General features: G+C 62.9%; 22 protein-coding genes and 1 other RNA gene. 12 read left to right on the forward strand and 11 right to left on the reverse strand.

Annotated features, from left to right (window positions below):
- Nucleotides 1-4: 4 nt before the first annotated feature.
- The 6 genes from OIS50_RS07310 to OIS50_RS07335 all read right to left on the reverse strand — a co-directional run bounded on the left by OIS50_RS07310 (nucleotide 5) and on the right by OIS50_RS07335 (nucleotide 3,754).
- A complete protein-coding gene (locus OIS50_RS07310) occupies nucleotides 5-922 on the reverse strand; it encodes a glycosyltransferase family 2 protein (protein ID WP_264693658.1) in 918 nt (305 codons plus the stop codon).
- 61 nt (nucleotides 923-983) lie between these two features.
- The gene (locus OIS50_RS07315) at nucleotides 984-1,688 is read right to left on the reverse strand and encodes a cell division ATP-binding protein FtsE (RefSeq protein WP_264693659.1); all 705 of its coding nucleotides are present in this window, start codon (nucleotides 1,686-1,688) and stop codon (nucleotides 984-986) included.
- A gap of 108 nt (nucleotides 1,689-1,796) precedes the next feature.
- Nucleotides 1,797-2,000, reverse strand: coding sequence for a fructose-6-phosphate aldolase (locus OIS50_RS07320; protein ID WP_264693660.1), 204 nt, complete (start codon nucleotides 1,998-2,000; stop codon nucleotides 1,797-1,799).
- Nucleotides 2,001-2,100: 100 nt separating this feature from the next.
- Entirely contained in the window at nucleotides 2,101-2,757 is a 657-nt protein-coding gene (gene fsa, locus OIS50_RS07325; protein ID WP_264693661.1) for a fructose-6-phosphate aldolase, read from the reverse strand.
- A 106-nt stretch (nucleotides 2,758-2,863) separates the two neighbouring features.
- Nucleotides 2,864-2,960: signal recognition particle sRNA small type (ffs, locus tag OIS50_RS07330), an RNA gene on the reverse strand.
- 68 nt (nucleotides 2,961-3,028) lie between these two features.
- Nucleotides 3,029-3,754 (reverse strand): PorT family protein, encoded by a 726-nt coding sequence (locus OIS50_RS07335; RefSeq protein WP_264693662.1) that lies wholly within the window; start codon nucleotides 3,752-3,754, stop codon nucleotides 3,029-3,031.
- Nucleotides 3,755-3,999: 245 nt separating this feature from the next.
- Between OIS50_RS07335 and guaA the strand changes: the two genes are divergently transcribed.
- The 3 genes from guaA to OIS50_RS07350 all read left to right on the forward strand — a co-directional run bounded on the left by guaA (nucleotide 4,000) and on the right by OIS50_RS07350 (nucleotide 7,403).
- Nucleotides 4,000-5,532: a glutamine-hydrolyzing GMP synthase gene (guaA, locus tag OIS50_RS07340; RefSeq protein ID WP_264693663.1), complete on the forward strand. Its 1,533-nt coding sequence runs from the start codon at nucleotides 4,000-4,002 to the stop codon at nucleotides 5,530-5,532.
- Nucleotides 5,533-5,936: 404 nt separating this feature from the next.
- Nucleotides 5,937-6,695, forward strand: coding sequence for a hypothetical protein (locus tag OIS50_RS07345; RefSeq protein ID WP_264693664.1), 759 nt, complete (start codon nucleotides 5,937-5,939; stop codon nucleotides 6,693-6,695).
- Nucleotides 6,696-6,698: 3 nt separating this feature from the next.
- Entirely contained in the window at nucleotides 6,699-7,403 is a 705-nt protein-coding gene (locus OIS50_RS07350) for a type 1 glutamine amidotransferase (protein ID WP_264693665.1), read from the forward strand.
- Here OIS50_RS07350 and OIS50_RS07355 read toward each other — a convergent pair.
- The 4 genes from OIS50_RS07355 to OIS50_RS07370 form a co-directional block, all read right to left on the reverse strand.
- Entirely contained in the window at nucleotides 7,400-7,732 is a 333-nt protein-coding gene (locus OIS50_RS07355) for a DUF6686 family protein (protein ID WP_264693666.1), read from the reverse strand. The two genes, OIS50_RS07350 and OIS50_RS07355, sit on opposite strands and share 4 nt — an antisense overlap.
- A gap of 40 nt (nucleotides 7,733-7,772) precedes the next feature.
- Nucleotides 7,773-8,882 carry a PepSY-associated TM helix domain-containing protein gene (locus tag OIS50_RS07360; protein ID WP_264693667.1) on the reverse strand — a complete coding sequence of 370 codons (1,110 nt, stop codon included), beginning with the start codon at nucleotides 8,880-8,882 and terminating at the stop codon, nucleotides 7,773-7,775.
- A 178-nt stretch (nucleotides 8,883-9,060) separates the two neighbouring features.
- Nucleotides 9,061-11,442 carry a TonB-dependent receptor gene (locus tag OIS50_RS07365; protein WP_264693668.1) on the reverse strand — a complete coding sequence of 794 codons (2,382 nt, stop codon included), beginning with the start codon at nucleotides 11,440-11,442 and terminating at the stop codon, nucleotides 9,061-9,063.
- A 182-nt stretch (nucleotides 11,443-11,624) separates the two neighbouring features.
- A complete protein-coding gene (locus OIS50_RS07370) occupies nucleotides 11,625-13,583 on the reverse strand; it encodes an ABC transporter substrate-binding protein (RefSeq protein ID WP_264693669.1) in 1,959 nt (652 codons plus the stop codon).
- Nucleotides 13,584-13,866: 283 nt separating this feature from the next.
- On the opposite strand from OIS50_RS07370, the gene OIS50_RS07375 reads away from it, so the two are divergent.
- The 6 genes from OIS50_RS07375 (at nucleotide 13,867) to OIS50_RS07400 (ending at nucleotide 22,848) form a co-directional block, all read left to right on the forward strand.
- Nucleotides 13,867-15,291 (forward strand): NADP-dependent isocitrate dehydrogenase, encoded by a 1,425-nt coding sequence (locus OIS50_RS07375; RefSeq protein ID WP_413617043.1) that lies wholly within the window; start codon nucleotides 13,867-13,869, stop codon nucleotides 15,289-15,291.
- A gap of 206 nt (nucleotides 15,292-15,497) precedes the next feature.
- Entirely contained in the window at nucleotides 15,498-16,178 is a 681-nt protein-coding gene (locus tag OIS50_RS07380) for a TetR/AcrR family transcriptional regulator (protein WP_264693671.1), read from the forward strand.
- 130 nt (nucleotides 16,179-16,308) lie between these two features.
- A complete protein-coding gene (locus OIS50_RS07385) occupies nucleotides 16,309-18,045 on the forward strand; it encodes a peptidase domain-containing ABC transporter (RefSeq protein WP_264693672.1) in 1,737 nt (578 codons plus the stop codon).
- Between the two features lie 108 nt (nucleotides 18,046-18,153).
- On the forward strand, nucleotides 18,154-19,557 hold the full coding sequence (locus OIS50_RS07390; protein WP_264693673.1) for an HlyD family secretion protein: 1,404 nt from the start codon (nucleotides 18,154-18,156) through the stop codon (nucleotides 19,555-19,557).
- Nucleotides 19,554-21,053 carry a TolC family protein gene (locus tag OIS50_RS07395; RefSeq protein WP_264693674.1) on the forward strand — a complete coding sequence of 500 codons (1,500 nt, stop codon included), beginning with the start codon at nucleotides 19,554-19,556 and terminating at the stop codon, nucleotides 21,051-21,053. The genes OIS50_RS07390 and OIS50_RS07395 overlap by 4 nt, the downstream gene beginning before the upstream one ends.
- A 427-nt stretch (nucleotides 21,054-21,480) precedes the next feature.
- Nucleotides 21,481-22,848 (forward strand): TlpA disulfide reductase family protein, encoded by a 1,368-nt coding sequence (locus OIS50_RS07400; RefSeq protein ID WP_264693675.1) that lies wholly within the window; start codon nucleotides 21,481-21,483, stop codon nucleotides 22,846-22,848.
- Between the two features lie 90 nt (nucleotides 22,849-22,938).
- Here the strand turns inward: OIS50_RS07400 and OIS50_RS07405 are convergent, their stop codons facing one another.
- On the reverse strand, nucleotides 22,939-23,379 hold the full coding sequence (locus OIS50_RS07405; RefSeq protein WP_264693676.1) for a hypothetical protein: 441 nt from the start codon (nucleotides 23,377-23,379) through the stop codon (nucleotides 22,939-22,941).
- Nucleotides 23,380-23,517: 138 nt separating this feature from the next.
- Here OIS50_RS07405 and dgt point away from each other — a divergent pair, with 138 nt between their 5' ends.
- From dgt to hemL, 3 genes are all read left to right on the forward strand, one after another.
- Complete coding sequence (dgt, locus tag OIS50_RS07410) at nucleotides 23,518-24,921, forward strand: dGTP triphosphohydrolase (RefSeq protein ID WP_264693677.1); 1,404 nt, start codon at nucleotides 23,518-23,520, stop codon at nucleotides 24,919-24,921.
- A 103-nt stretch (nucleotides 24,922-25,024) separates the two neighbouring features.
- The gene (locus tag OIS50_RS07415) at nucleotides 25,025-25,270 is read left to right on the forward strand and encodes a GIY-YIG nuclease family protein (RefSeq protein WP_264693678.1); all 246 of its coding nucleotides are present in this window, start codon (nucleotides 25,025-25,027) and stop codon (nucleotides 25,268-25,270) included.
- 217 nt (nucleotides 25,271-25,487) lie between these two features.
- Nucleotides 25,488-26,801, forward strand: a complete 1,314-nt coding sequence (hemL, locus tag OIS50_RS07420; protein ID WP_264693679.1) for a glutamate-1-semialdehyde 2,1-aminomutase — start codon at nucleotides 25,488-25,490, stop codon at nucleotides 26,799-26,801.
- The last annotated feature ends 115 nt before the right edge of the window (nucleotides 26,802-26,916 follow it).

A 26,916-nucleotide genomic window follows, 5' to 3' on the forward strand; every position in this document is an offset into this window, starting at 1 on the left:
TGTCCTAGGTCGGCTTTTTGTTTTCGGGGGGGCGTTGCCATGCCTGCAGCAACCACAGCAGCTTCAGCAGATCGAGGCTGCGCAAATCGGGGCGCGGGCCCAGCACCCGGTGCCGGAGCCACGGCTGCGCCACGGCCAGCGCCCGGGCTGCTACGCCGGCCAGCCCTAGGTGCCGCAGGCGCAGCGCGGTGCTCAGCAGGCGGGTATCGGCGCCGAGGCCGCTGGCGCGGTAGAGCTGCAGCAGGTTGCGCACGGCCGCCTGGCTTTTTGCCAGAAACTCCTCGGCCGGCTCAAGCACGGCGTGCTCCACGGGGTTGGGCAAGTGGTGAACGGGCACGCCCTGCTGGCGTAGCTGCCAGCCCAGCTTGGTATCCTCGTGGCCGTACTGCGTCAGGGTTTCATCAAGCGGAAACTGCCGGAACACGGCCGCGCTAATCAGCACGTTTTTGAGGTTGAACTGCGCGTAGGGCGCTTGCTGACGCTCGGCGGCGGGGCGGGCCTCGCGGGTGCGGCCGTAGTGCCAGCGCAGGTGCTGGCGCATGTTGGCCGGAGGCGTTTCGGAGTATACCGAACCACCAACGATTACCGGCGCTGTATGCTGCGCGGCAGCGTAGCGCGCCAAAAAGTCGGGGCTGGTAATGCGTGTGTTGTTATCGAGCAGCAGCAGCCACGGGTGGCTGGCCGCGGCAGCCAGGCGGTTGCGAATGGCCGCGCGCCCTAGGTTGCGCGGCAGCTCGTGGTAGCGCACACCGGGCCAGTCAGCTATTTCGCGGTTCAGTTTTCTAAATGCTTCCGCAGAGGCATCGTCGAAGCACAGCAGCTCGAGGGGGCCGGGCCAGGTGGCAGCCTGGTTTACCAGTGCCTGCACCAGCGCCCGCACATCGCAGTTGTACACCGGAATGAGAACCGACAGGCCGGGCATGGCAGCAGGTGGCTGAGCGTGAGGCAGCAAAACAGACCTAGGTAGCAGCGCGCCCGGGCGGCTAAAGCCAGGTACTTACCCGCAGGTCGTCGTTGGTGATGACGCGCAGCTTGCCTTCCTCGCAGCGAAACACGCGCTTGGGGTAGCGCCGAATGAGCTCGTAGTTGTGCGTAGCCATCAGTACGGCCGTGCCGGCGTTGTTGATTTCCATAAACAGCCGCATGATGCCGTCGGTCACGTCGGGGTCGAGGTTGCCGGTGGGCTCGTCGGCCAGCAGTAGCATCGGCTCGTTGAGCAGGGCGCGGGCAATTACCACGCGCTGCTGCTCGCCGCCCGAGAGCTGGTGGGGCATTTTGCCGGTTACGCCCGTCAGGCCCACGCGCATGAGCACATCCTGCACGCGCTGCTTCATTTTGGCTTTGTCGCGCCAACCGGTGGCCTGCAGCACAAACAGCAGGTTTTGGGCCACGGTGCGGTCGTAGAGCAGCTGAAAGTCCTGAAACACGATGCCCAGCTTGCGCCGCAGGTAGGGCACTTTTTCGGGCGCCAGGTTGCGCAGCGAGTAGCCCACCACGGTTCCCATGCCCTCGTGCAGGGGCAAATCGGCGTACAGGGTTTTCAGCAACGAGCTTTTGCCCGAGCCGGTACGGCCCACCAGATAAGCAAACTCGCCCTTACCCAGCTCAAACGATACGTTCTGCAGCACGGTGTTCACGTCCTGCATAATGTATGCGTCGCGAAGCTCAATAACGGCGGCGTTGTCCATGGGGGCGTTGAATAGCGGCTGTTGCGGGTCCTGTGCGAAGGTTATGCGTTTGGGCACCTAGGGCCGGGCTCAAGGAAAAAGGACTAACTGGTTACCCCAGCAATTGTGCTACAGGTTGAGCGGCTGCAGCTTACCAAACTCGAGCTGCTCAATTACGGCGGCCAGTTCGGTTTCCTTTCCTTCCAGGCCGTAGCGGTGCAGGTCTTTCAGGGGGCGGTCGGCGCGGAAATAGGCAATCAGCACGAACTCGTTGTCGCGCAGCTGAATGTAATCCGGAATCTTGGCCTTGCCTTTGACTTTGATGATGTACACCGCTTTTTCAATTATGAATTATGAATTATGAATTATGAATTGGCCGTTGGGGCCGTGCATAATTCATAATTCATAATTCTCAATTCATAATTCCCACTCCTTACGCGTTTACGCGCTTGTGGTCGGCCAGGAAGGTAGCCAGGCCTTTGTCGGTGAGGGGGTGGTTCAGCAGGCCCGTAATTACGTTGAGCGGGCAAGTAACCACGTCAGCCCCGATTTCGGCGCACTGAATCAGGTGCGGCACGTGGCGCAGCGAAGCGGCCAGTACTTGCGTGGGGTAGCCGTAGTTGCCGAAAATCTGCACGATTTGCTCAATCAGCTGCAGGCCATCGTGGCCGATATCGTCGAGGCGGCCGACGAAGGGCGACACGTAGGTGGCACCGGCTTTGGCCGCCAGCAGCGCCTGGCCAGCCGAGAAAATCAGTGTGCAGTTGGTTTTGATGCCGTTTTCGGAGAAGTGCTTGATGGCCTTCACGCCTTCGCGGATCATGGGCACTTTCACCACAATGTTGGGGTGCAGCTCGGCCAGGGCCTCGCCTTCGCGCACAATCTCGTCGTAGGTGGTGCCAATTACTTCCGCCGACACGTCGCCGTCCACCAGCTCGCAAATGCGCTTGTAGTGCGCCATTACGTTGTCGTGGCCGCCGATGCCTTCTTTTGCCATCAGCGAGGGGTTGGTGGTAACGCCGTCGAGCACGCCCAGCTCCACAGCTTCCTGAATGTCCTTCAGGTTGGCGGTATCAATGAAAAACTTCATCCGAAAAAGCTTAAAGCCCTAAAAACAAAAGATGCCCCAAAGCTAACCGTTTGTTGGCGGCGAAGGAAACGAACCTTCGCCTCGGCTAGTTGGGGCAGGCACAAAAAAAAAAGCGAACCAGTATCGCACCGCTCAACCACCTACCCTTGCTACCTTCCGGTCCTGGGGGAGTTCAGCAGGAGCTGGTCGTACTGATTCGCCGTTGCAAAGGTAACACAGCGGGCCGCGCAATTGCAAGCCCGGCTGCGTTTTTTCTGCTTTTGTGCGGTTTTCAGGGCTTAAAGGGAAGCAGCCGCAAGGCCATACCAAAGCTCAACTGGCTCACGTAGTGCACAAAGCCGTACTCGCGCTCATCCAGGTTTATTTCGGTAGCGGCTTTGGTAAGGCCGCGTTCGTAGCGCGCGGTAAGCAGCACGCGGCCTGCATCGTAGCCCACGCCGGCCTGCAGGGCAAAGCCATGCCGGCGCATGCTGTGGTTGATGCTGCTCACAATGCGCGTTTCGTAATCCTGCTCCGCGCGCTCGTAGCCGGTAGGAATGCGCACGGCAAAGGCGGCCCCGCCCAACAAGCGCACGCGCTTGCCCAAGCGGTATCCTACCGGCAAGGCCACGTTGAGCCGCTGCCAATCCTGCGCCGACGACATCGTCCAGAAATCATCGGAGTTGGGCTGCCGGGCGGTGTTGTTGATGTGGTGCCAGCTTTGGCTGCGCGAGTACGTGAGTTCGGGCTGCACAAACCAGCGCCGGGCGGGGCCGCCAAAGTTGTGGCGCGCCCAAAACCCGATCCGGAAACCGGCCGAAGGCGTGGTGAGGCGCGGAATAATCTGGTATTGGCCCACCACAAAGCCCGGCTGCGGATTGGTTACGCGAAACAAATCGTGCCCGATAAGCAGGCCGCCCTGCCAGGCCGCCGGCGGCCTGGCGGCGGTACTATCGGGCGAAGTTTGGGCCCACGAAAACAAGGGCAGGCCTAGGAGCAGAAGTAGAAGTTTTTTCAAGCAGCAGGTGGTAAAGCGGAGTTCGGGGTATTCTGTAAAAAAACTAATTATACCCTTACCCTGCAACGACGGAATTGCGTTTACCCGCTGTTTATCAATAAATTGAAACAAGCCATTGGCACTATCCAAGTTTGGTACTATATAGCTATTCGGGCTATGGGCGTGCCGGTGCCTGGTGGCTTATTTTGCGGCTGGCAAAGTGCCCAGGGGTTGGATAGCTCGGCTTCGGCGCCCTACCTTTGCCCATGCCTCAACAGATTTTGATCCTTGATTTCGGGTCGCAGTACACGCAGCTGATAGCGCGGCGCGTCCGCGAGCTGAACGTCTTCTGCGAAATCCACCCCTTCACGCACGCCCCGGACCTCACTGAGGATATCCGGGGCGTTGTGCTTTCGGGTTCTCCCTGCTCGGTGCGCGACCCCGAAGCCCCCAACCCCGACCTGAGCAAGTACCTGGGCAAGGTGCCGGTATTGGGCGTGTGCTACGGGGCGCAGTTGCTGGCCCACCAGGCCGGCGGCGAAGTGCTGCCGGCTACCATCCGGGAATACGGCCGGGCCCGCCTCGCCGACCTGCGCCCCGAAAACCCGCTCATGCAGGGCATCAGCCCAAACTCGCAGGTGTGGATGTCGCACGGCGACACGATCAAGACGCTGCCCGATAACTACCACGTAATTGCCAGCACGCCCGAGGTGCGGGTGGCCGCTTTCCAGATTGAAGATCAGCCCACCTACGGCATTCAGTTTCACCCGGAGGTAACGCACTCCACGCAGGGCAAGCAGCTGCTGGCCAACTTTGTGGTGGATATCTGCGGCTGCGCGCAGGACTGGACGCCCGAGCACTTCGTGGATGGCGCCGTGGCCGCGCTGCAGCAAACCATCGGCCCCGATGATCAGGTGATTCTGGGTTTGTCGGGTGGCGTCGATTCGTCGGTGGCGGCGCTGCTGCTGCACCGGGCCATCGGCCCTAGGTTGCACGGCATTTTTGTGAACAACGGCCTGCTGCGCAAAGAAGAGTTCGAGAGCGTGCTCCACTCCTACCAGGGCCTGGGCCTGAACGTAACCGGCGTGGATGCCTCGCAGGAGTTTTACGCGGCCCTGGCGGGCCTCTCCGACCCCGAGCAGAAGCGCAAAGCCATTGGCCGCACCTTCATTGAAGTGTTCGACCGCGAGGCGCACAAAGTAGAAGGCGCGCGGTGGCTGGCGCAAGGCACCATTTACCCCGATGTAATTGAGTCGGTGTCGGTGAAAGGCCCGGCCGTAACCATCAAGAGCCACCACAACGTGGGCGGCCTGCCCGAGCGCATGCACCTGAAAGTGGTGGAGCCGCTGCGCATGCTGTTCAAAGACGAGGTGCGCGAAGTGGGCGACACCCTAGGTCTGCCGCACCACATTTTGCACCGGCACCCCTTCCCCGGCCCCGGCCTGGGCATCCGCATCCTGGGCGACATCACGCCCGAGAAAGTGCGCCTGCTGCAGGAAGCCGACGCTATTTTCATCGACGCGCTGCACCAAACCGGCCTCTACGAAAAGGTATGGCAGGCGGGCACCATTCTGCTGCCCATCCAGAGCGTGGGCGTAATGGGCGACGAGCGCACCTACGAGCAAGTGGTAGCCCTGCGCGCCGTAACCAGCGTGGATGGCATGACGGCCGACTGGGCGCACTTGCCCTACGAGTTCCTGGCCGATGTATCGAACCGCATCATCAACCAGGTGCGCGGCATCAACCGCGTGGTGTACGACATTTCCTCCAAGCCGCCCGCAACGATTGAGTGGGAATAGTTGGGCAGTTAATGAGTTGCCAGCCGCCTCGGGAAACCGGGGCGGCTTTTTTACGGGTTGCTGCTTCATGTTAAGCTGCGGCTGATTCTCGCCGAACCTGTTGCCATCTGCGGGGTTATCGGGCTGATAATAGCGCTCCTGTATGCCGCTTGCTGCCACCAGCACCTAGGGCTGCGGCGGCGTAGGCACCAGCCGCAGCCGCCGCAATCGTTGCACGGAATCGTTGCTGACGGCCGCGCCGCCGTGGCCCCCTTCTTCCTTCGAGAGGGGCCGGGGGGTGAGGCCGCGGAACCGTGCCTCAGGCCCGTCCTGCGAGGCCCTCCACTTCGCGCAGGTTCAAACAAATGTTATATTTACTGCGGTGCCGCGTATTGGCAATCCCCCTTTTTGTCGACCTCTGACAAATGGTTACTACCCTTCGCCGGGTTAAGCACTGTGTAGCCCTGGCCGCAGCGCTCCTACTGGTACAAGCTACCTCCCAAGCCCAGCACGGGCAGCACTCCCCCGCTCCGCTTACCACCCCCGACCGCCCCGGCGTGCACGGGATGCTGGTATTTGGCACGGGCCGCGTGTACGCCTCGCACTTGGCCATGTTCAACAGCCCGCACGATTACCAAGTGCTGCTCGAGGTTACCCTCAGCGACTCGGCCCGGGCGGCCTACGCCCGCAGCCAACGCCAGTTCCCGGATGAGCAGGTGTATACCCTGGAGCCCGAGCGGTTTGTGCTGCCCGCCATGCTGCAGCAACCGCGCCCGTTTAAGGCTACGCTGTACCGCGGGCACTTCGAGCGGGGCGGCACCGCCATTGCCGGCGGCGTAACGGTGCGCATTGCCAAAGTTTTGTACGCCAAGCAGCTGCAGCCCCACCCCGACCCCGATGCCAAAGCGGAGTACGTGCTGCTGGGCAACGAGCAGGAGCAGTTTCTGGTGCACCGCATCGGGGCCCGGCCCAACTTCGATCAGGTGCTGCGCGTGAGCCTGCCCGATGCCCGCCTGCGCAAGCAGCTGGCCCAGCAAGGCAGCCTCGTACTCACCCAGCCCCGCCTCGCGGCCAGCGTCGAGCCGATTACCACTCCGGCCACCATCAGCGGCGAAGCAGGCGGCCGCAAATTGTCGCTCAAGGTCACGCGCAGCCTCTACCTCGAGCACGACGACCTGAAGTAGGCCATGCGCATCCATTGCCTGCAACACATTCCGTTCGAAACACCGGGCCTGATTTCCGATTGGGCGCGGCAGCACAACCATCAGCTAAGCGTTACCCGGTTCGACCAGCCCGACCCGCGCGTGCCGGCCTTGGAAGAGCTGGATTGGCTGGTGGTGCTGGGCGGCGCCATGAGCGTGCACGACGACGACCGTTTCGGGTGGCTGCCCGCCGAAAAAGCACTTATCGGCCAGGCTATCGCCGCGGGCAAAACCGTGCTGGGCATTTGCCTGGGCGCGCAGCTGGTGGCCCATGCGCTCGGGGCCGGAGTAGCGCCCAACCCCGAGCCCGAAATCGGCTTTTACCCGGTGCAGTTTACGGCCGAAGCGCAACGGCATCCGCTGTTTGCCCATGCCGGCGCGCAGGCCACTTTCCTGCACTGGCACGGCGACACCTTTTCGCTGCCCACGGGTGCTGTGCCCCTAGGTGCCTCGGCGGCGTGTGCGCAGCAGGGCTTTGCCTACGGCACGCGGGTGACGGGGCTGCAGTTTCACCCCGAGATGACGCCCGAAATACTGGAGCAGATGCTGCTGCACGACGGGCACGAGCTGGTGCCCGCGCCTCATGTGCAAACAGCTGCCGAGCTGCGCCGCGGCATGACGCACCTAGGGCCCAGCCAGCGGTTTTTGTTTGGCCTGCTCGATGCGCTGGCTGCGCGGCCCGGCACTTAAGCGTCGGGCTGCAGCAAGGCTTCGGCTTCCAGAAACAGCGCCGTGCAATCGAGCAGCTCCGCGAGTTGCGTCAGCTCACCAAGCGTGAACACCATAGCCATGCGCGTGGCAGGCGTGGGCACGGCAATGCAGCGAGCGTCGGGGTCGCACGGAGGGCAGGAGGCGGAGGTGCACTGCCGGTAGGTGGTGGCAATGCGGGTGCGGAAATCGGCCAGCTCGGCGGGGGTAAGCGCCAGCCCTAGGTTGCCGAAGCACAGGTGCACGAAGCCAGCTGCCCGGGGGCAGCGGGCTGTGTAGCCGAAAGCGTTGTGGTGAAGTAGCTGCGCCATAACCTTGTGGGCTTGGGTAAACGCGTAGCAAAAACAGGGGTCAGGCCGAAACGGCCGCCTGGCGCCGCACGGGCGCGGGGCGCCGGGCCGGCCGGCGTCGGCGCCACCAAAGCAGGAAACCCGTGAGGGTGATAACGGCGCTGCTCAGAGCCAGCAGGCTGTAGATAATCTTGATGGCGAGGCCGCCGTATTGCCCGTAGTGCAGGGTGCGCAAGGCAAAGTCGAAGCGTTCGGCTGGCCTTAGGTCTCGCTCCCGAAACACCTTCTTCAGCTGCGCCGCGCCGGCTTGGTTACTGAACTCCACCTTGCTAGCGGTGCGGCCCCACAGCCAGGCGCTGCCGGGCGCGCGGCCGAGCACCGTAACGGGGGCATCGGGCTTGCGCGGGAAGTTTACCCGCACCAGCTCCAGACCGGGCTCCTGCCGCTGCGCTTCGGCAATCAGCGCGTCGAGGTTGGCGGCTACGGCAGGCAGGGCTTTTTCTTTCTTCTCTTTGTCGTCGGCGAAGATCTTCTTCAGATCGAAAGCGTCCCAGCTCATCCATAGGCCGCTGCCCGCCAGCACCACATTAAACAGCAAGGCCCACGAACCCAGCACGCGGTGCAGCCCCGAAGAGGCCGTGCGCCAGTTTTTCCAGCGAATGGGGGTGCGCAGCAGCAGGGCATCGAGCAGGTGCTTGCGGTACACCACAAAGCCGGTAAGCACCGAGCCCAGCAGCGCAATGGCAAACGTGCCCGCCAACGCCTCGCCCAGCTTCCCCAGGAAAAAGCTGTAGTGCAGAATAATCAGCTGATCGGTAAACGACCCGAACGACTTGCCCAGCACCTGCCCGGTGTACGGGTTGACAAACAAACGGCCGGGCTCCTGCTTTTCGTAGATGCGGATTTCGAGGGCCTCGTTGGGGGCTTGCGGCACGTGCCGGAACGAGTAGAACTGCGCCGCCGGCTCGGCGGCTTTGGCCCGCCGGTACAGCTCGTCGTAGCTGAGGCGCCGCTCCCCTACCGCCACCCGAAACAGCTCGGGGTGCAGCTGCTTGTTCAGCTCTTCGCGAAACACCATGAGGGCGCCCGTGCAGAAGAACACCAGCATGAAGGCCCCGCAAACGAGCCCCAGCCAGGAGTGCAGCGAAAAGAGACGGCGCTTAAGATTCATGGGTAATAGCGTTCGGTAAAGGACTTTTTCCTGCCAGGTGTGCGCCCAACCGCGGCCCGACTGCCGGGGTTGCTGATGCCATTCACTCACCTAGGTACCAAACCGAAGCCCGGCAAACCGGCTTTGGTTGGGCGAACACCGGAGCAAAAAGAAGGATGCCCGAAAGCAGCGCGAAGGGTTAGAAAGCGTAGCCGGCCGTGAGGTTGAAGCGGGCACCGTTGCCGCGGGTGTAGTTGGCGTCGGTGCCGTTGAACTGCGCAATGGGGGCGTAGTAAACGTTGTTGAGCAGGTTTTCTACGCCCAGCGTCAGGCGCAGCTTTTCGCTGAAGCTGTACGTGGAGGTGAAGTTGACGAGGCCAAAGGAGTTCACCGAACCTTCGCCCGAGGCGTAGGCGTTGGTGCGCGGGTTGCGGTTGAAGCGCGAACGGGTGCCCGAGTACACGTAGTTCAGGGCCAGGCTCAGGGCCTCAATGGGTTGGTAGCGCACGTAGGCCGTGGCTTTGGGCGGCGCAATGCGGTTGCCGTTCAGCCACACACCTTGCTGCACATCCTGCCCGTTTACTTTCGTGGTCAGGGTAGCGCGGCCCTCCACCCACGACCACGACCCGCCCAGGCTCAGGGTTTTCAGCGGGGCGTAGTCGGCCGTCAGCTCGTAGCCCCACACGCGCTCGGGGGCGCGCTGCGGCACCAGAATGCCGTTGCCCTGGTCGACGAGGTTGGCGCCTAGGTCGGATTTGCTCACGAAGTACACGCCGCTGAGCGTCAGCGGGCCCAGCTCGCTGCTGGCGCCGGCCTCGTAGTTGCGCACCACAATGGCTTCGGTTTCGAGCAACGACAACGTGTTGGCGCGCGCGGTGCGCAGCGTACGGCCTAGTTCGAACAGCGAGAAACCCTCGGAGTAGCTTACAAAGGGGTTCAGCCACTTGTAGCGGGAGTAGCGCAGGCCGGCGTTGTACACCGCGGTGTTGTACTTAAGCGTGCCGCCCTGCACCGCCACGCCGCCCGTGTAGGTGTTGCCGCTTTGGGTGCGCAGGGTGGTGTAGTTGGGCACTTCTACCCGAATGTTCTCGACGCGGGCGCCGCCCTTCAGCACAAAGTGCTCGAACAAGGTGGCGCGCAGCTGCGCGTAGGGCGCCAGGTTGCGCATTTGCATGCGCGGCGTCCAGAGGCGGCCGTCTACCAGGTTCTGCACGGTTTCGTCGCCGAGCAGGTCGAGGCCGTAGGTTACATCGGCGTTGAACTCTTCGCCCGCCACAATGGGCGTGTTCAGGTTCAGGCGCAAACCCAGCTTATCGGAGTTGATTTCGGACTGCCCGCCGCCCTCAAAGAACGTGGGCTCGGCGTCGTAAATCGTCCGGAAATCCTGCCAGTAGCCCGTTACCTCGGCGCTGGTGCGCAGGGGCAGCACCTCCTGGCCGCGGTAAGTCAGGTAGGCGTTGTGGTTGTGGCGCGTGCCTTCATCAACGCCGCCCCGCTCGCCTTTCACCCCGATGGTGGGGTACTGCCCGTACTTGCCGGTGCGCAGCACGTAGTCGGAGTTTTGGCGCGAGCTGAAGTAGTTGTACATCAGCTCCAGGCGGTTTTTCTCGTTGATGTCGTAGCCCAGCTTGCCGAAGCCGTTGTAGGTTTTGGTTTCGCCGAGGCCGTAGCGCGGCGAAATCACCTCGCCGCGGGCGTCCTTGTACACGCCGCTCTGGTCGAAGGTGCCGCTCAGCACGTAATCGAAGTTGCCGGGCTTGCCAAATACCTGCTGCGTAGCGCGGTAGCCCAGCGAGTTGCCGGGGTGCGCCACGTTGCCGTTTACGCCCAGGGTGGTGAGGCCGCCAAACTTCTGGCCGGCCACGGGGCGCTTGGTAATGTAGTTGATGAGGCCGCCATCGGCGCCGTTGCCGAAAATGGCCGTAGCACCTTTAATCACCTCCACGCGCTCAATCACCGTTGGGTCGATGGTGCGAATGTCGCGGCCACCGGCGCGCAGCGGCGTGCTTTGCGGAATGCCATCGATGAGCACCAGCACGTTGCGGCCGCGCAGGGTTTGGCCCACGTTGCCGGTTTGGTTGGTGGTCAGGCCCAGGCCCGGCACGGCGTTGCCCACCACGGCCGCTAGGTTGTTGGGCGTGGCGGCGGCCTGCAGCTGAATTTCGCGGGCGTTCAGGATGGTAGCCGAAACGGGTGTTTCGCGGATGGGCTCGGCCCGGCGGCTCGCCGATACGATTACCTCGCCCAGCTCGGCGCGGTTTTCGGCCAGCACCACATCAGCCAGTGTTTGCGTTTGGCCCTCCTGCACTTGCACGCGCTGCTGGGTGGCGGTGTAGCCCACGGCCGTTACGGCCAGGGTGTAGTCGCCGGCGGGCACGTTCCCGATTTCAAAAGTGCCGCCGCCATCGGTTGCGGCGCCTAGGTTGGTATTGAGCAGGCGCACCGTGGCACCCGGCAGCCCTGCCCCTTTGGCGTCGCGCACGTTGCCGCGCAGCGTACCCAGGGTTTGGGCCAGTACAGAAAGAGAAACAAGAAGTCCGCCAAGGGTAAAGAGCAGGCGGGCAAAAAAGCGAAAGGACATTTGCGGCGGTTTAGAACGAATCCAAATACGCTGCAAAGGTATAGTCCAGCCCTAATTCAGCCAAGCATTATTTAGATTAGTTCTAATTAGAGAGTCCTTCAGCCCTATGCTCCCGCGCAGCAAAAGAGCCGCCACAAAATGTAGCGGCTCTTACCGAACTAGTTAGCCGGCAAAGCCGCTTGCTAGCGCATCCCTACCGGGTTTTGCACCTCAACCTCCAGCCGCTCCAGCTTGGTGATGGGCACGTACTGGTTGTCGTGGGCCTGGTTGGAGTAGCCGATGCCCTGAAACAGCACACCCGAAATCGGCCCCGAGTTGGCCAGCTGCTGCTGAAAGCCGGGCCCATGTTGGTGCAGATGCGAAGCGAAGTAGTACAGCAGCTCGAAGCCCGTAGCGGCAAACACCGAGGGCGGTATGTTCTGCTGTTGGGTGTAGAGCTGCCGGAAGCGCCGCACGCCCGGCGCGGTGCCATCGAGGTACTTCGGCTGCACAAAGTAAATGTCGCGGCGGTCGAGCTGGCCCAGGCTGATGCTCGGGTTATCGAGCCAGGAGGCATAGGCCAGCACGGGTGCCGCGAGGCCCTGGCTTTGCATAACACCTAGGGCATAAGGGCCGGCCTTGCGGTGGTCGGAGGCCACCACCAAGTGTCCGGCGCTTTTCAGATCGACGCCCCCGAAGCCGGCGTTCAGCGATTCGGGGTTGTTCGAATCGATACGGCGCACGCCGATTACGCGGCCGCCCAGGCTTTCGTAGGTGCGCTTGTAGGCCTCGGCAAAGGCGGCTTCGTCTTTATTATCCTCATGAAAGATAACCGCCGGGCGGCCGCCCAGGCTGCGGTAGGCGTACTCGGCCGCCTGCCGCCCTTGCGTGGCCAGGCTGGGCTCGAAGAGGTAGTACCAGGCGTTGTCCTGCACCAGCGCCCCGTCCTGCGACAACGGGTTTACGGCCACAATCTGGTTTTGCTGGGCGTAGCGCGCCAGGATTTTCGCCCCCGATTTGTACACCGGCCCGATGATCATGTCCATCGAAGCCAGCTCCGGCAGGGCCAGCACCTGTTTCAGACCTAGGGTATCGGCGCCGGTGTCGTAGGCGTAAAGGTTAAGGCTGCGGCCCTCGCGCTGCAGCGAGTCGGCGGCCAGCTTCATGCCGGCATATAAGTCGGTGGCAAACTGCAGGCGGCGGCGCGTTTCCCAGCTGGTATCGTCGAACTCGAAGGGCAGCAGCACCGCCACGTTGTAGCTGCTTTTGCGCTGCTGCCGGGGCCGCGGTGTGTAGCGGGCGCGGTCGAAATTGAACTGATTGACCACCTGCTCCAGCTGGTTGCGGTCGGCCTCGGTGTAGAGCCCGCCGAACACCAGCTGCTCGGCGTAGGCGCGGGCCACGGTGGTATCCTGCGGGTAGCGTCGCACCAGGTTCTGCCAGAGGGCTTTATCGCGCAGGCGGCTCAGGTAGGTCAATTTCATGGCTTGCTGCTGCGCGCGCAGCTGCCCGGCGGGTATTTCGCCCAGCACACGCAGGGCATTATCGGCCTCGCCCTGCTCAAACGATACCTGCGCTTGCAGAAAATACGCCTCGCTCAGGCCGGGCCACTGCGAGTACTCGGTGCGCAGCAGGTTCAGCATTTGCTCGGCTTCGGCCCATTTGCGGGCGCGCGTGGCCGCCACGGCATATAAATAAGCGGCCTCGGGGCCGCGGCCGTATTTGGCGGCGGGGGGCGTCAGGGGCAGCAGCTCATCCATGGCCAGCTCGAAGCGCGCTTGGTCGATGAGGGTTTTGCCGTTGCGGTAGCGGGTGTCGGGGTCTTGCGAGCCTAGGTTGGCCGGCAGCGGCGGGGCGGGCTTGGGTGCCGGTGTAGTGCTGGCGGCTGGCTTGGCGGTGGGGGTAGCGGCTGCGGGCTTGGCAGCAGGCTTTGCGGCAGCACCACCGGCGGCCGGCGCGGCAGCTTTGCCTGCGGGGGCCGCTTTATCGGTGGGCTTGGTAGCGGCGGGTTTGCTGGCTGGGGCCGCGGATTTCGGGGCCGGGCTGGCGGGCTTGGTAGCAGCCGGCTTGGCGGGGGCAGGCTGCGTACGGGCAGGTTGCTGCGCCGCGCTCGGCAACGCCAGCCAGGAGGCTACGAAAAGGCAGGCAAAAGAAAACCGCATAACAAACGTCGGCAAGGGGAAGGAAGGGACCGGGCAAGCTAGCCCGACGGGCAAAGGTACGTACTTGCCCTAGCCAACGATACAACACCTCAGCAGCAACTATTTTAATTGATAGTAAAACTATCATTACGAAAAGCATGTATATATTGCGCCGTCATTTCACTACCGCATCATGTCGCACATTACCCTCAACCCCGCCCCCGAACTTTCCCCCGCCGGTCTCGATCGTCCGCAGCCTACGCCCATTACCGTAGCCCCCGGCGACGGCATCGGGCCCGAAATCATGACGCAGGTGCTTCGCATCCTGAAGGCAGCGGGCGCCTCGCTGGCACCGCAGTTTATCGAGGTTGGGGAGCAGCTGTACCGGGCCGGCCACACCTCGGGCATCGCCCCCGACGCCTGGGACTCGCTGCACCACACGCGCGTACTGCTGAAAGGCCCCATCACCACGCCGCAGGGCGGCGGCTACAAGTCGCTGAACGTAACGCTGCGCAAAACCCTGGGCCTGTACGCCAACGTGCGCCCGTGCCGCTCGCTGGCCCCGGCCGTTAGCTCGCTGCACCCGCAGCTGGATGTGGTAATTATCCGCGAAAACGAAGAGGATCTGTACGCCGGCATCGAGCACCAGCACACGCCCGACGTGGTGCAGTGCCTGAAGCTGATTACCCGCTCGGGCTGCGAGCGGATTGTGCGCTACGCCTTTGAATACGCCCGCAGCCACGGCCGCCGCAAGGTTACCTGCATGACGAAGGACAACATCATGAAGCTGACCGACGGGCTGTTTCACCGGGTGTTCGACGAAATCGGCCGCGAGTACCCCGACATTCAGCAGGAGCACCAGATCATCGACATCGGCACGGCCCGCCTGGCCACGCAGCCCGAGCGCTACGATGTGGTGGTGACGCTGAACCTGTACGGCGACATTATTTCGGACGTGGTGGCGGAGCTGACGGGCTCGGTGGGCCTGGCCGGCTCGGCCAACATCGGCCGCGACTGCGCCATGTTCGAGGCCATTCACGGCTCGGCGCCCGACATTGCCGGCCAGGGCCTGGCCAACCCCTCGGGCCTGCTGCAGGCCGCCGTGCTGATGCTGCAGCACCTAGGGCAAACCCAAGCCGCCGCCCGCGTGCAAAACGCCTGGCTGTGCACCCTCGAAGACGGCCTGCACACGGCCGACATTTACCGCCCGGGCCATAGCCGCGAGCAGGTGAGCACCAAGGGGTTTGCCGATGCGGTGGTGGCCCGCCTAGGTCAGGAGCCCTCCAACTTCCAGGCCCAGCCCAAAGGCAATGCCCCGAGCGCGGTGCGTGTTGCCACCACACCGGTGGCGCCGCCCCAGCCCCAGGCCCAACCCGAGCAGCAGCTGGTGGGCGTCGATGTCTTCTTGCGCTGGCAGAACGGCACGCCCACCAACCTGGGCGAGCAGCTAACGGCGCTGGGCGGCGAGCGGCTGAAGCTGAAGCTGATAACCAACCGCGGCGTGAAGGTGTACCCCGAGGGCCAGCCCGAAACCTACTGCACCGACCACTGGCGCTGCCGCTTTGTGGCGCACGGCTCGGCGCCCGAAATCGGCTACAGCCCCGTGCCTTTCATCGATGTGCTGGCCTTGCAGCACCGCCTGACCGATGCGGGCCTGGAAATCGTAAAAACCGAAAACCTCTACCTGTTCGACGGCGTACGGGGCTTCTCGCTGGGGCAGGGCGAGTAGCAAGCCGGGTTTAACTAAAATTTAAGCTCAACTTAATTCCAGCTTAAGCTCGCGTGGCGCCCTTTGCAGGCGACAATGGAGAAGAGCGGCTGGTAGGCTTGCACCTTGGTTTGCCCAAGCTACAAGGTCTTGCACACGTCATTTTGCTACCGGTTGGGCCGGCGCCGGTTTGGGCGCCGGCTCCCCTTCATTGCCTCACCCCGCTTATGTTCACCACCCTCCGACCCGAATTAAACGAGAAGCTGTTTCTGCGCGACCCGCAGGAAACCGACCTAGGGCGCAAGATTATCCAGGTAAGCGTTCAGCTGATTGATGAGCTGGGCTTCGAGCAGTTCACCTTCAAAAAGCTGGCGCAGCAAATCGGCTCCACCGAGGCGTCGTTGTACCGCTACTTCGAAAACAAGCACCGCCTGCTGGTGTACCTGGTTTCGTGGCATTGGGCGTGGCTGCGCTTCCAGATTCGGTTTCATACCCACAACGTGGCCGATGCCGAAGGGCGCCTGCGCCTGATCCTTAGCATCATCACGCGGGCCCACCGCGACCACGCCGCCACCACCGACCTCGACGAGGCGGCCCTCTACCGCATCGTGGTGACGGAGGCCTCCAAAACCTACCTCACCAAGGAGGTTGACGAGGTGAACCGCGACGGCTTTTACCGCGAATACAAGCGCCTGGCGGCCGATATAGTGGCGGTGGTGCAGGAAATCAACCCGGCGTACCCCTTCCCCAACTCCCTCGTCAGCACCCTGATCGAGTCGGCGCGCAAGCAGCTGTTCTTTGCCCAGCACCTGCCTTCGCTCAGCGATGCTTCCGACGCCAACAAGGCCGAAACGCAGATTCTGTTCTTCCTCGAAAACCTCGCCTTTTCGGCACTTCGCCAACAATAAGCCCCTTACCACGCTTTGGGTATGGGCTGTTTCTGATGCCGCCCCCTCCGGACTGCGTTGCCGCGCAGTGCTCTCCACCTAGCCTCATCAACCACTTGCCGGCCCTTGCTGGCAATTCGCCTCTTACCACATGGCCGATTCGCAGCCTCACGCCTCGCTCACGCCGGGCCAACGCTTGTGGCGCCTGTTGGGCGCCGAGCGCCGCGACATCACGTATTTGTATGTGTACGCCGGCTTGGCCGGTGTCATCAACCTCTCGCTGCCGTTGGGCGTGCAAAGCGTCGTCAACTTCGTATCGAGCGGCGCCGTGAGCACCTCCCTTATCGTGCTCATTCTGTTTATCGTGCTGGGCACGCTCGTGGTGGGCGGCTTGCAGGTGATGCAAACCTACCTCGTGGAGTTTGTGCAGCAGCGGCTGTTTGCCCGCGTGGCCTTCGACTTTGCCGTGCGCCTGCCCCGCGTGCGCACCGAGGCCCTTGGTGGCCAGTACCTGCCCGAGCTTATGAACCGCCTGCTCGACGCGCCTACCCTGCAAAAGGGGCTGGCTACGCTGCTGCTCGAGTTTACGGCGGCCGGCCTCCAGATTTTGTTTGGGCTGGTGCTGCTCTCGTTTTACCACCCCATTTTCATTGCCTTTGGCTTGCTGCTGATTGGCTTGCTGGCCATTTTGCTGCGGGCCACCGGCCCCAAAGGCCTGAGCACCAGCCTTACCGAATCGAAGTACAAGTACCGCGTGGTGGCCTGGCTCGAAGACGTGGCCCGCACGGTGCACACCTTTCGGCTGGCGCCGCGCCGCCCGCTCGTTATCGGCCGCACCGACGACCTCGTGAGCGGCTACCTCTCGGCCCGCCGCGGCCACTTTAAAGTGCTGCTCACGCAGTATTTCGGCTTTGTGGCGTTCAAGGGCCTGATTACGGCCGCCCTGCTCATCATCGGTTCGTGGCTGCTCATCAACAAGCAGATCAACATCGGGCAGTTCGTAGCGGCCGAAATCGTAATCATTCTTACCATCAACGCCGTCGAAAAGGTGCTCATCAAGCTCGATGTGCTCTACGACGCGCTTACCTCGCTCGACAAGATCGGCCACGTGCTCGATCTGCCGCTGGTGCCCGACCAAACCGGCGCCGGCCTAGAGCTCAACGCCACCGGCCAGGGCCTGAGCGTAGAGCTGCGCGATGTGCACTACCAGTACCCCGAAAGCCGCAGCCCCGTGCTCGAGGGTATCTCGTTGCAGCTGATGCCCGGCGAGCACCTAGGCCTGGCTGGTTTCGATGGCTCGGGCAAAACCACGCTGCTGCGCGTGCTGGCCGGCCTGCTGCACGACTACACCGGGGTGGTGGCCTACGACAGCATTGCGCTGCGCGATTTGTCGCCGGCGGCACTGGCCACGGCCATGGGCGAGAATATTTCGCACCAGCACCTGTTCTCGGGCACGGTGCTCGAAAACATCACCCTCGATCAGCCCAACATCAGCCCCGCCGACGTAACGTGGGCCCTGGAGCTGGTGGGCCTGCGCGACTACTTTTTTGCCCGCCCCGACGGCCTGGCCACCACCCTGGGTGCCGGCGTGCCCGTAGCCGACTATGTGCGCCAAAAGCTGCTGCTGGCCCGCGCCCTGGTGCGGCGCCCGCGCCTGCTGCTGCTCGATCAGTTTTTGCCCAACGTGGAGCCCGCCGAGCGCCTGCGCGTAATGCAGCGCCTTGTGTCCAAAGAGCACCCCTGGACGCTCGTGGTGGCCTCCAACGATCCGCACCTGCTGTCGCTGTGCCCGCGCACGGCCCTGATGCGCGACGGCCGCCTGGTGGTGGACGGGCCCTACGCCCAAGCCGCCCAGGAGCCCGAGCTGCGCGCCTTGCTGGCCCAATAAATTTTAACCTTCCGGAGCACCCGCGTCAACCAACTTCGCCGCAATTGCTGTTTTCGCCAAAGCAAGTATTGCCTTGCCCCCGCTCCCGTTCATACTGCCTTCAAATCCATGCCATTCGCTGAGCATCCAAGTCCTGAAACCCACCCCTCGGCCGGCGTATTCCGCTCGTTCGAGTTGGTGCAAACGCCCACGGCCGGCCGCACCCTGGCTCGCTGGTGCACCGGGCTGAGCCTGGGAATCCTGCTGGCCGGTTTTCTGCCCTGGACGCAGAACATCCGCTCGGGCGGCACGCTTACCACCCTGCGCCCCCAAGACCGCCCCCAAACCGTACCCAGCACCATTGCCGGCCGTATTGAGCGGTGGCGCGTACGCGAGGGCCAGCTAGTGAAGCGCGGCGACACGCTCGTGGAAATCGCCGAAATCAAGGACAAGTACTTCGACCCGCAACTGCTGGCCCGCACCCGCGAGCAGCTGGCGGCCAAAGAGGCCTCGCTGCGCGAAAACGTAGCCAAAGGCGAAGCCCTCGAAGACCAACAGGCCGCCCTGCGCGCCGGCCTGCAGGTAAGCCTGAACAAGGCCCGCAACAAAGTTGAGCAAACCCGCCTGAAGCTGAACAGCGACCAGGCCGAGCTACAAGCCGCCAACAACGACTTTGCCATTGCCCAGCAGCAGCTGCAGCGCCAGGAGGCTTTGTACCGCCAGGGTCTGAAGTCGCTGACCGAGCTGGAGCAGCGCCGCCTGAAGTTCCAGGAATCGACGGCCAAGCGCCAGGCCGTGGAAAACAAGGTGGCTGCCACCCGCCAGGAGCTTACCAACGCCGAGCTGGAGCTGAACTCGCTGCAGGCCGAGTACCAGGACAAGCTGGCCAAGTCCGAATCGGACCGCCGCAGCACGCTGGCCTACCAGTTCGACACCGAGGGGCAGATTTCCAAAATGCGCAACGAGTACGCCAACCTCAGCATCCGCTCGGGCTTTTACCGCATTACGGCCCCGCAGGATGGCTATGTGGTACGTGCCCTGAAGGCCGGTTTGGGCGAGGTGATTAAGGAAGGCGAGCCGATTGTAACGGTGATGCCCGACAAGCCCTTGCTGGCCGCCGAGCTGTACGTGCAGCCCATGGATATTCCGCTGCTCTCGGTGGGCCGCAAGGTGCGCCTGCAGTTCGATGGCTGGCCCGCGCTGGTGTTTTCGGGGTGGCCGGGCACCAGCTTTGGTACCTTCGGCGGCGTGGTAGCCGTAATCGACAACCTCGACTCGGAGGGCCGCTACCGCATTCTGGTAACCCCCGACCCCGACGACGAGCCCTGGCCCAAGCCCTTGCGCGTGGGCTCGGGCGTGTACGGCTGGGCCCTGCTCGATGATGTACCCATTTGGTACGAGCTGTGGCGGCAGCTCAACGGCTTCCCGCCCAACTTTGTGGGCTACGGCGGCGCTACCGATGCCAAAGCCGACAAAGCCAAAGCTTCCAAAGACAAAACGGCCAGCAGCGCCTCCGACGAAACCGAGCTATGATACCCAAGCGCCGTTTTTGGCTGACCACCCTGCTAGGCGCTGCGCTGCTCGGAACCACCGCCCTGGCCCTGCCCACCCCGGCAGCGGCCCAGGCCCCTACCGCACCTAGGGCCGCCGCGCAGCCCGCCGATACCAGCACCGTGTTTACCCTAGGTGATTTGCTTACGCTGGTGGGCGAGCAGCACCCCGTAGCCCGCCAGGCCGGCCTGCTGCCCGAGCGCGCCCGCCAGGAGGTGCGCCAGGCCCGGGGCATGTTCGACCCCGCCGCCAGCAGCAAGTTTTACCGCAAGGAGTTCGGCGGCAAGGATTACTGGAACCTCTGGGACAACACCCTGCGCCTGCCCACTTGGTTTGGCCCCGATGTACGCCTCGGTTACGAGCGCAACGTGGGCCCGCGCATCAGCCAGCAAGAGGCCACCCCCCTCGAAGGCCTCAGCTACGTGGGCTTGTCGTTGCCCATTGGGCAGGGCCTGCTGATTGACGAGCGCCGCGCTGCCGTGCGCCAGGCCCAGGCCATGGTAAACCTGGCCGAGGCCGAGCGCATCGGCGCCCTCAACAAGCTGCTGCTCTCGGCCGTGAAGGAGTACTGGGACTGGACCTTGGCCTACGAGCGCCGCCGCCTGCTGCAAACCAACCTGCAGCTGGCCGAGGTGCGTTACAACGCCGTGCGCGAGCGGGTGCGCCTAGGTGATTTGGCCGCCATCGACTCGGTGGAGGCGCTTACCGAGCTGCAAAACCGCCGGGCCCAATTGGTGCAAGTCGAAGTAGAGTGGCAAAACGCCACGCTGGTGCTCAGCAACTTTTTGTGGGATGCCCAGCAGCGCCCGCGCGAGCTGCCGCCTACCGTGCGCCCCCAGCCGCTGCCGCCCGCCCAGGCCTGGGCCGCGCCGCCCGCCGTGCCCCTCGAAACCCTGGTGGAACAGGCCCGCCAGCAACACCCCGAGCTGCTGAAAGCCCGCGCCAAGCTGGGCCAGCTGGAGGTGGAGCGCCGCCTGGCCCAAAACAAGCTGCTGCCCAAGCTCTCCGTGGATTACAACCTGCTGATGACCGGCCGGCCCTACAACCCCGAAATGGGCTACGGTCCGGCACCCGTATTCAACAACAACTACAAGCTGGGCGTAAGCTTTGCCTACCCGCTGCTGCTGCGCCAGGAGCGCAGCAAGCTGCAAATCACCCAGCTAAAGATCCGCGACACCAACTTGGGCATCGAGCAAACCACCCGCGAAATTGCCACCGGCGTGCGCACCGTTGCCAACGACCAACGCGCCCTAAGCCAGCAGCTGCAGGTGCAGGAGCAGGTGGTAGCCAACGCCGAGCGCCTGCGCAACGGCGAGCAAATCCGCTTCGAAAACGGCGAGAGTTCGGTGTTCTTGCTCAACTCGCGCGAGGCTTCCCTCCTGTCGGCGCGCATTAAGCTGGCTGAGTTGCAAGCCAAGTACGCCCAAACGCTGGCAGGCCTGCGCTTCGCAGCAGGCTCTGCACCAATTGCGGAGTAACGAGCATCTATTACAACAGAAAAGCCCGGCAGCCATTAAATGCCGGGCTTTTCTGTTGTACACTGTTCGAAAGCTAATTTGAAAAATACAAGTCTTTAATCACTTAGCACAATCGAATTCTAAGTAGATATTTTAAAGAGGGAAGAAATAACTACCATTTCGTTATGCGACTTTTCCGGGGCGAGTGAAAGCCTACAACACCCAATACTTACCCCCTTTAACCAATTCATGGAAAATCTCAAAAGATAACCGCCACCACAAGTTTCTGTTCGCTTAAGCGTTGTACAATCCGAGTTATATATTTCGTAAGTATGGGCTTAATTCAGCAGGTTTCATGTGGTCACTACTCAACTTACTTGGTGTTTGGCTGACACTCCTTTTGCCATGTTCTGTTGGGCTAGCGCAGTCTGCCGCCCCAATTGTCACCGTGCTGTGTGACGGTGATGGGCGCGCGCAGCCGGTGCACCTCTACTATTCCGACCGCTTCAACGACTTGGTGCAGCCGCGCTTCGGCCTCGATTCGGCAACCATCCGTTGGCGGCCCATGCAGCTGCCCGCGCCGCACGCTCTGTGGTTGCAGCTCTCGGACGCACGCGGGCAGCAGTACGGCCTGCTCGCCCAACCCGGCGACACCATTCTGATCCAAACCCACCCCGGCCAAGTCCCCTACTACACTTTTCGCGATCCGCGCCGCCGCCGCGGGCGCGAGGCCGAGCTGAACTTCTTCACCGGCCTGCACCAACGTGGCCTGGGCATGAACTGGCCGGATGCCATGGGCGTGCAGGCTGGCGCGCAGCGCGCCCGCCAAGCGGGACGTTTCTGTGGGGTGTTCGACCAGCGCTTGGCCGCACTGCACCGCCAACGCGACTCACTGGGGTTGTCCCCGGCGTTTGTCGCCTGGGCCAGCCACCAGATCCGCGCCCAGTACGTAGCGGCGCTGGTCGGCGGGTATTTGGCACCCCAGCCGCTGGCGGAACAGTACCCGCCCGCTTACCACGAGTTGGTGGCGGCCACCCCGTTTTTCAGCCGCGACGCGCTGGCCCTGAGTTCGCAGACGTACCGGGCCGCTGCCCTCGGTTACGTGCGCTACCACAGCCGGGCGGCGCGCGGCACGGCGGACGAGTTGCCCGTGCAGTACCGCACGGCCGCTGCTCTCTTGCAGGGCGCCACCCGGGACTACGTCTGGTTTGCCTTGCTCCGGGAGGCGTTAGGCCAGCGTTTGCCCGCGTTCGGGGACTTGCATGCGCAGTTTCGCCGCGATTGCACCACAGCGCCTTACGTGCGCTACCTGGACTCCTTGGCTGAGCGGGCAGCCACACGGCAGCTGCCGCCGGCGTTACTCGCCACTCCACTGCGCACCCCCACAGGCGAGGCGCTGACGTGGCAGCAGATGCTGGAGCGCCACCGCGGGCAGGTGCTCTACGTGGACCTGTGGGCCAGCTGGTGCGGGCCGTGCCTAGCCGAGATGCCGGCTTCCCAGCTTGTGCAGCAGCAGCTAACGGGCCGGCCGGTGCAATTCGTGTACCTGTCGGTAGACACCAATCCGGCCAAGTGGCAGAAGGCAATTGCCACCCACGCGTTGGCGCGCGCCGGGGCGCATCACTATTTACTTGACGCGGCCTCGGCCTTGGCTAAGTATCTCAATGCGCCGCCCATTCCGCGTTACCTGATCCTCGACGCGCAGGGCGAGTTCGTCACGCTCGATGCCGCCCGCCCCAGCGACCCACGCCTGATGGCAGAGTTAGCTAGGTTGGCTACTGCGCGAGCGGAGCACAAACGGAAAGTCAACCCATAAAAATCTAACACGAAAGCCCATGGTATCCAGTCTATAAGTAAACTTTATATTCAGTTGGTAAACATAAATGCCCTTATTATTGCCAGAACCTCAATCCGGCTGATACTGCTCCGGCAACGTGCGTTCGGGCGTTTGGTCATTCCAGGCAATGGAGCTTACCTGCCAGCGGCCGTCGGCGTGCACAAACTGAATGCTGTTGATGCCCACAATATCAGGCTCCACGGAGCCGGGCGTGACACGTGCCTCGTAGGTGCTAAAGCGGTGGGCCACCTTGCCGAACACCTCGGTGGTGTGCTTTACTTCGGTTTCTTCGAAGGCCGTGAATTTTCCTGCGTTTAGGTTAGCCTCGATGCTGTTGATAAAAGCATCGAGCGTGAGCAGCTGAGGCTGCGTGCCGTTGGCATTTATCAGATGAGCCTGGGGCAGAAAAATGCGGCGCATCAGGCGGAAATTGGGCCGCTTGCCGGGGCCAAAACTGATGCAGTCGTACAGATCTTGCACCACAGCGTTGAGTTCGGTGAGCAGCAGCATAACCGGGCGGAGTTTAGCGGTGAAGCACAGGAAACAGCCGGGCCGAGCCAGGCTCAGCCAAGTACTGCGCTCCGTGTACGCACAACTGCCCGCCTAGGTGCTTTGTGCTTGCTTGCAGCCTTCTATCTTGGGGGCTGCATGAAGCTCGCCTCCTCTACTACCGCCTCCATGACTTGGGAACGGCTGCTCTCGCGCCGCCGTTACCCCGAGCAGCCGCAACTGCACGTTGTGTCCGATGCCGCTCCCGTGCGCGGCGCCTTCGTGGCCGATTACGACCGCGTGGTGTTCAGCTCGGCGTTCCGCCGGTTGCAGCGCAAAACGCAGGTAATGCCCCTGCCCGAAACCGACTTCGTGCACACGCGCCTCACGCACTCGCTCGAAACTGCCTGCGTGGGCCGCTCCCTAGGTCGGATGAGCGGCCGCCTGCTGATGGAGCAAGACGAGGAGCTGGCCCGGCAGCTCCCCTACTTCGATGCCGATTGCGGCGACATTGTGGCGGCCGCCTGCCTGGCCCACGACATCGGCAACCCGCCCTTCGGCCACTCCGGCGAAGACGCCATTTCCACCTACTTCCGCTCGCCTGCGGCCGAGCCGTTTGTGCGCGTGCTCAGCCCTGCCCAACGCGCCGATCTGCAAAACTTCGAGGGCAACGCGGCGGGCTTCCGGGTACTTACCCATACCTACGCCGCGCACAGCACCGGTTCGGCCGGGCTGGGCCTTACCTACGCGGTGCTGGGCGCTTTCACCAAGTACCCGCGCCCCTCGGTGGTGGAGGACCACGACAAAACCGGCGGCGCCAGCGAGAAAAAGTACGGCCATTTCCAAACCGAGGCTGCCCGCTTCCGGCACGTGGCCCAAGACCTAGGACTGCTGCCCAAGTCGGACGAAGCCGGCTTTTACCACCGCCACCCCCTCGCGTTTCTGGTAGAAGCCGCCGACGACCTCTGCTACCGCATCATCGATTTTGAAGACGGCCTGAAGCTGGGCCTGATTCCGCACCAGGAAGGCTTGGAGCTGCTCCGCGACATGCTCGCCGACGACCCCGCACGCCCGCGCAGCGTGGAATGGCGCGACTGGCGCGAAGAACTAGGCTATGTGCGTGCCCGTCTCATCGGCAAGCTGGTAGCCGAAGCAGCCCAGCTGTTTGCCCAACACGCCCCCGCCATGCTACGCGGCGAGTACGATTCGAGCCTCATCAAAGAGCTAAGCTGCTGGCACGAGTTGCAGCAAGTAGCCTTGCTATCAGTGGAGCGCCTGTACCGCAGCCGCCCCGTGCTGCAAATTGAGGCCGCCGGTTTCGAGGTGCTCGGCGGCCTGCTCGATGCCTTTCTGCACAGCATCTTCGACCCGGCCGCCAGCCCTAGGTCGCGCAAGCTGCAGGAGCTGGTGCCAGCGCAGTTCCGGGCCGTGGGCCCGCAGCTGGGCCTCTCGGCCTACGAGCAGATCATCCTGCTCACCGATTACGTCGGCTCCCTCACCGACCAAAACGCCCTCAGCCTCTACCGCACCATCAAAGGCATTGACCTGCCGAAAGGGTTTTGATTGAAGCAACCCTACCCGCCGCTGTCATTGCGAGGAGGCACGACGAAGCAATCGGTCCTGGGCAGGGTACAACTGCCCACTCAGCACCAACCGTAAACCGGGCATGCACGTCCACCTCTACTTTGTCTACATTCTTACCAATCAAAATCACACGGTACTCTATGTCGGCGTTACCAACGACTTAGGGCGCCGACTAGCCGAACACCGCTCCGGAACGCACAAGGGGTTTACCAAGCGCTACAACGTAACGAAGCTTATCCACTTCGAGGAATTCTCCGACATTGACGCAGCTATTGCGCGCGAAAAGCAGCTAAAAGCAGGCTCCGGCAGGAGAAGCTTGACGCCGTAGCTAAGACTAACCCGAACTGGGTGGAATTGCTGGCCTAGGTAGATTTAGGTCTATGCTGGGTGGACGGTGGTGCCCTGCCCAGGACCGATTGCTTCGTCGTGCCTCCTCGCAATGACAACCAGCGGAACGGTCTAAAATTCCCCACCACAACCACCCACACTATACCTTTGCCCGAACTTCGGCGGGACAAACCGCGCCCGCCCGTTGTTACTATCCTATGCAGCAAGCAACCGACCTTAACCTCGCTACCAGCGACCAGCTTTTCACCCGAGCCAAAGACCTGATTCCGGGCGGCGTAAACTCGCCCGTGCGCGCTTTTCGCGCCGTAGGCGGCCACCCCGTGTTTATGAAATCGGCCGAGGGCGCCTGGCTGACCGACGTAGACGGCAACCGCTACCTCGATTTCATCAACTCGTGGGGCCCGATGATTTTGGGCCACGCGCCGCAGGTAGTGCTGGAGGCCGTACAGCGTGCCCTGCCCGATTCGCTGTCCTTTGGTGCGCCCACGCGCCGCGAGGTTGAAATGGCTGAGCTGATTTGCCAGATGGTGCCCAGCGTGGAGAAAGTACGCCTAGTGAACTCCGGCACCGAGGCTACCATGTCGGCCATTCGGGTAGCCCGGGGCTACACCGGCCGCGACAAAATCCTGAAGTTTGAGGGCTGCTACCACGGCCACGGCGACTCGTTCCTGATTTCAGCTGGCTCAGGCGCCCTTACCCTAGGTACCCCCGACTCGCCGGGCGTTACCGAAGGCGTAGCCAAAGATACGCTTACGGTGCCTTACAACGACCTAGGCGCCGTGGAGCAAGCCATTGCCGCCAACCCCAACCAAATTGCCGCCATCATTCTGGAGCCGGTAGTTGGCAACATCGGCTTGGTACCGCCTGCCGAAGGCTACCTGCAAGGCCTGCGCGATCTGTGCACCAAGCACGGCATCGTGTTTATTTTCGACGAGGTAATGACGGGCTTCCGCCTGGCCCGCGGCGGTGCGCAGGAGCTGTTCGGCATTCAGCCCGACATGACGACCCTAGGTAAAATCATCGGCGGCGGTATGCCGGTAGGCGCCTACGGTGGCCGCGCCGAAATCATGGACCAGGTAGCGCCAGCCGGTAAGGTGTACCAGGCTGGCACGCTCTCGGGTAACCCCATTGCTACCGCCGCCGGCATGGCCCAGCTGCGCTATCTCAACGAGCACCCGGAGGTGTATGAGCAGCTCGAGCGCACCAGCGCCCGCCTCGCCGAAGGCACCTATGAAATTGCTGCCGAGCTGGGCCTCAACTACACCGTAAACCGCGTGGGCTCTATGTGGAGCGTGTTCTTCACGCAGCAACCGGTAACCGATCTGGCATCCGCCAAAACCTCCGACCTGGAGGCATTTGGCCGCTACTTCCGCGCCATGCTCAACCGCGGCGTGTACCTGGCGCCTTCGCAGTTCGAGGCCCTGTTCGTGAGCACCGCCGTCACCGACGACCTCGTTGACTTCTACCTGAGCGCCTGCCGCGAATCGATGCGCGAAGCCCACGGCCTGTAAGCCCGCTCCGCCTGTCATCCTGAGCAAAGCGAAGGACCTTATCACGCCTAGGCAGTAAATTCTATCCGGCGTGGTAAGGCCCTTCGCTTTGCTCAGGATGACCAGGTAAACAACG

The sequence above is a fragment of the Hymenobacter sp. YIM 151858-1 genome (assembly GCF_025979705.1).
Classification (GTDB): Bacteria; Bacteroidota; Bacteroidia; order Cytophagales; family Hymenobacteraceae; genus Solirubrum.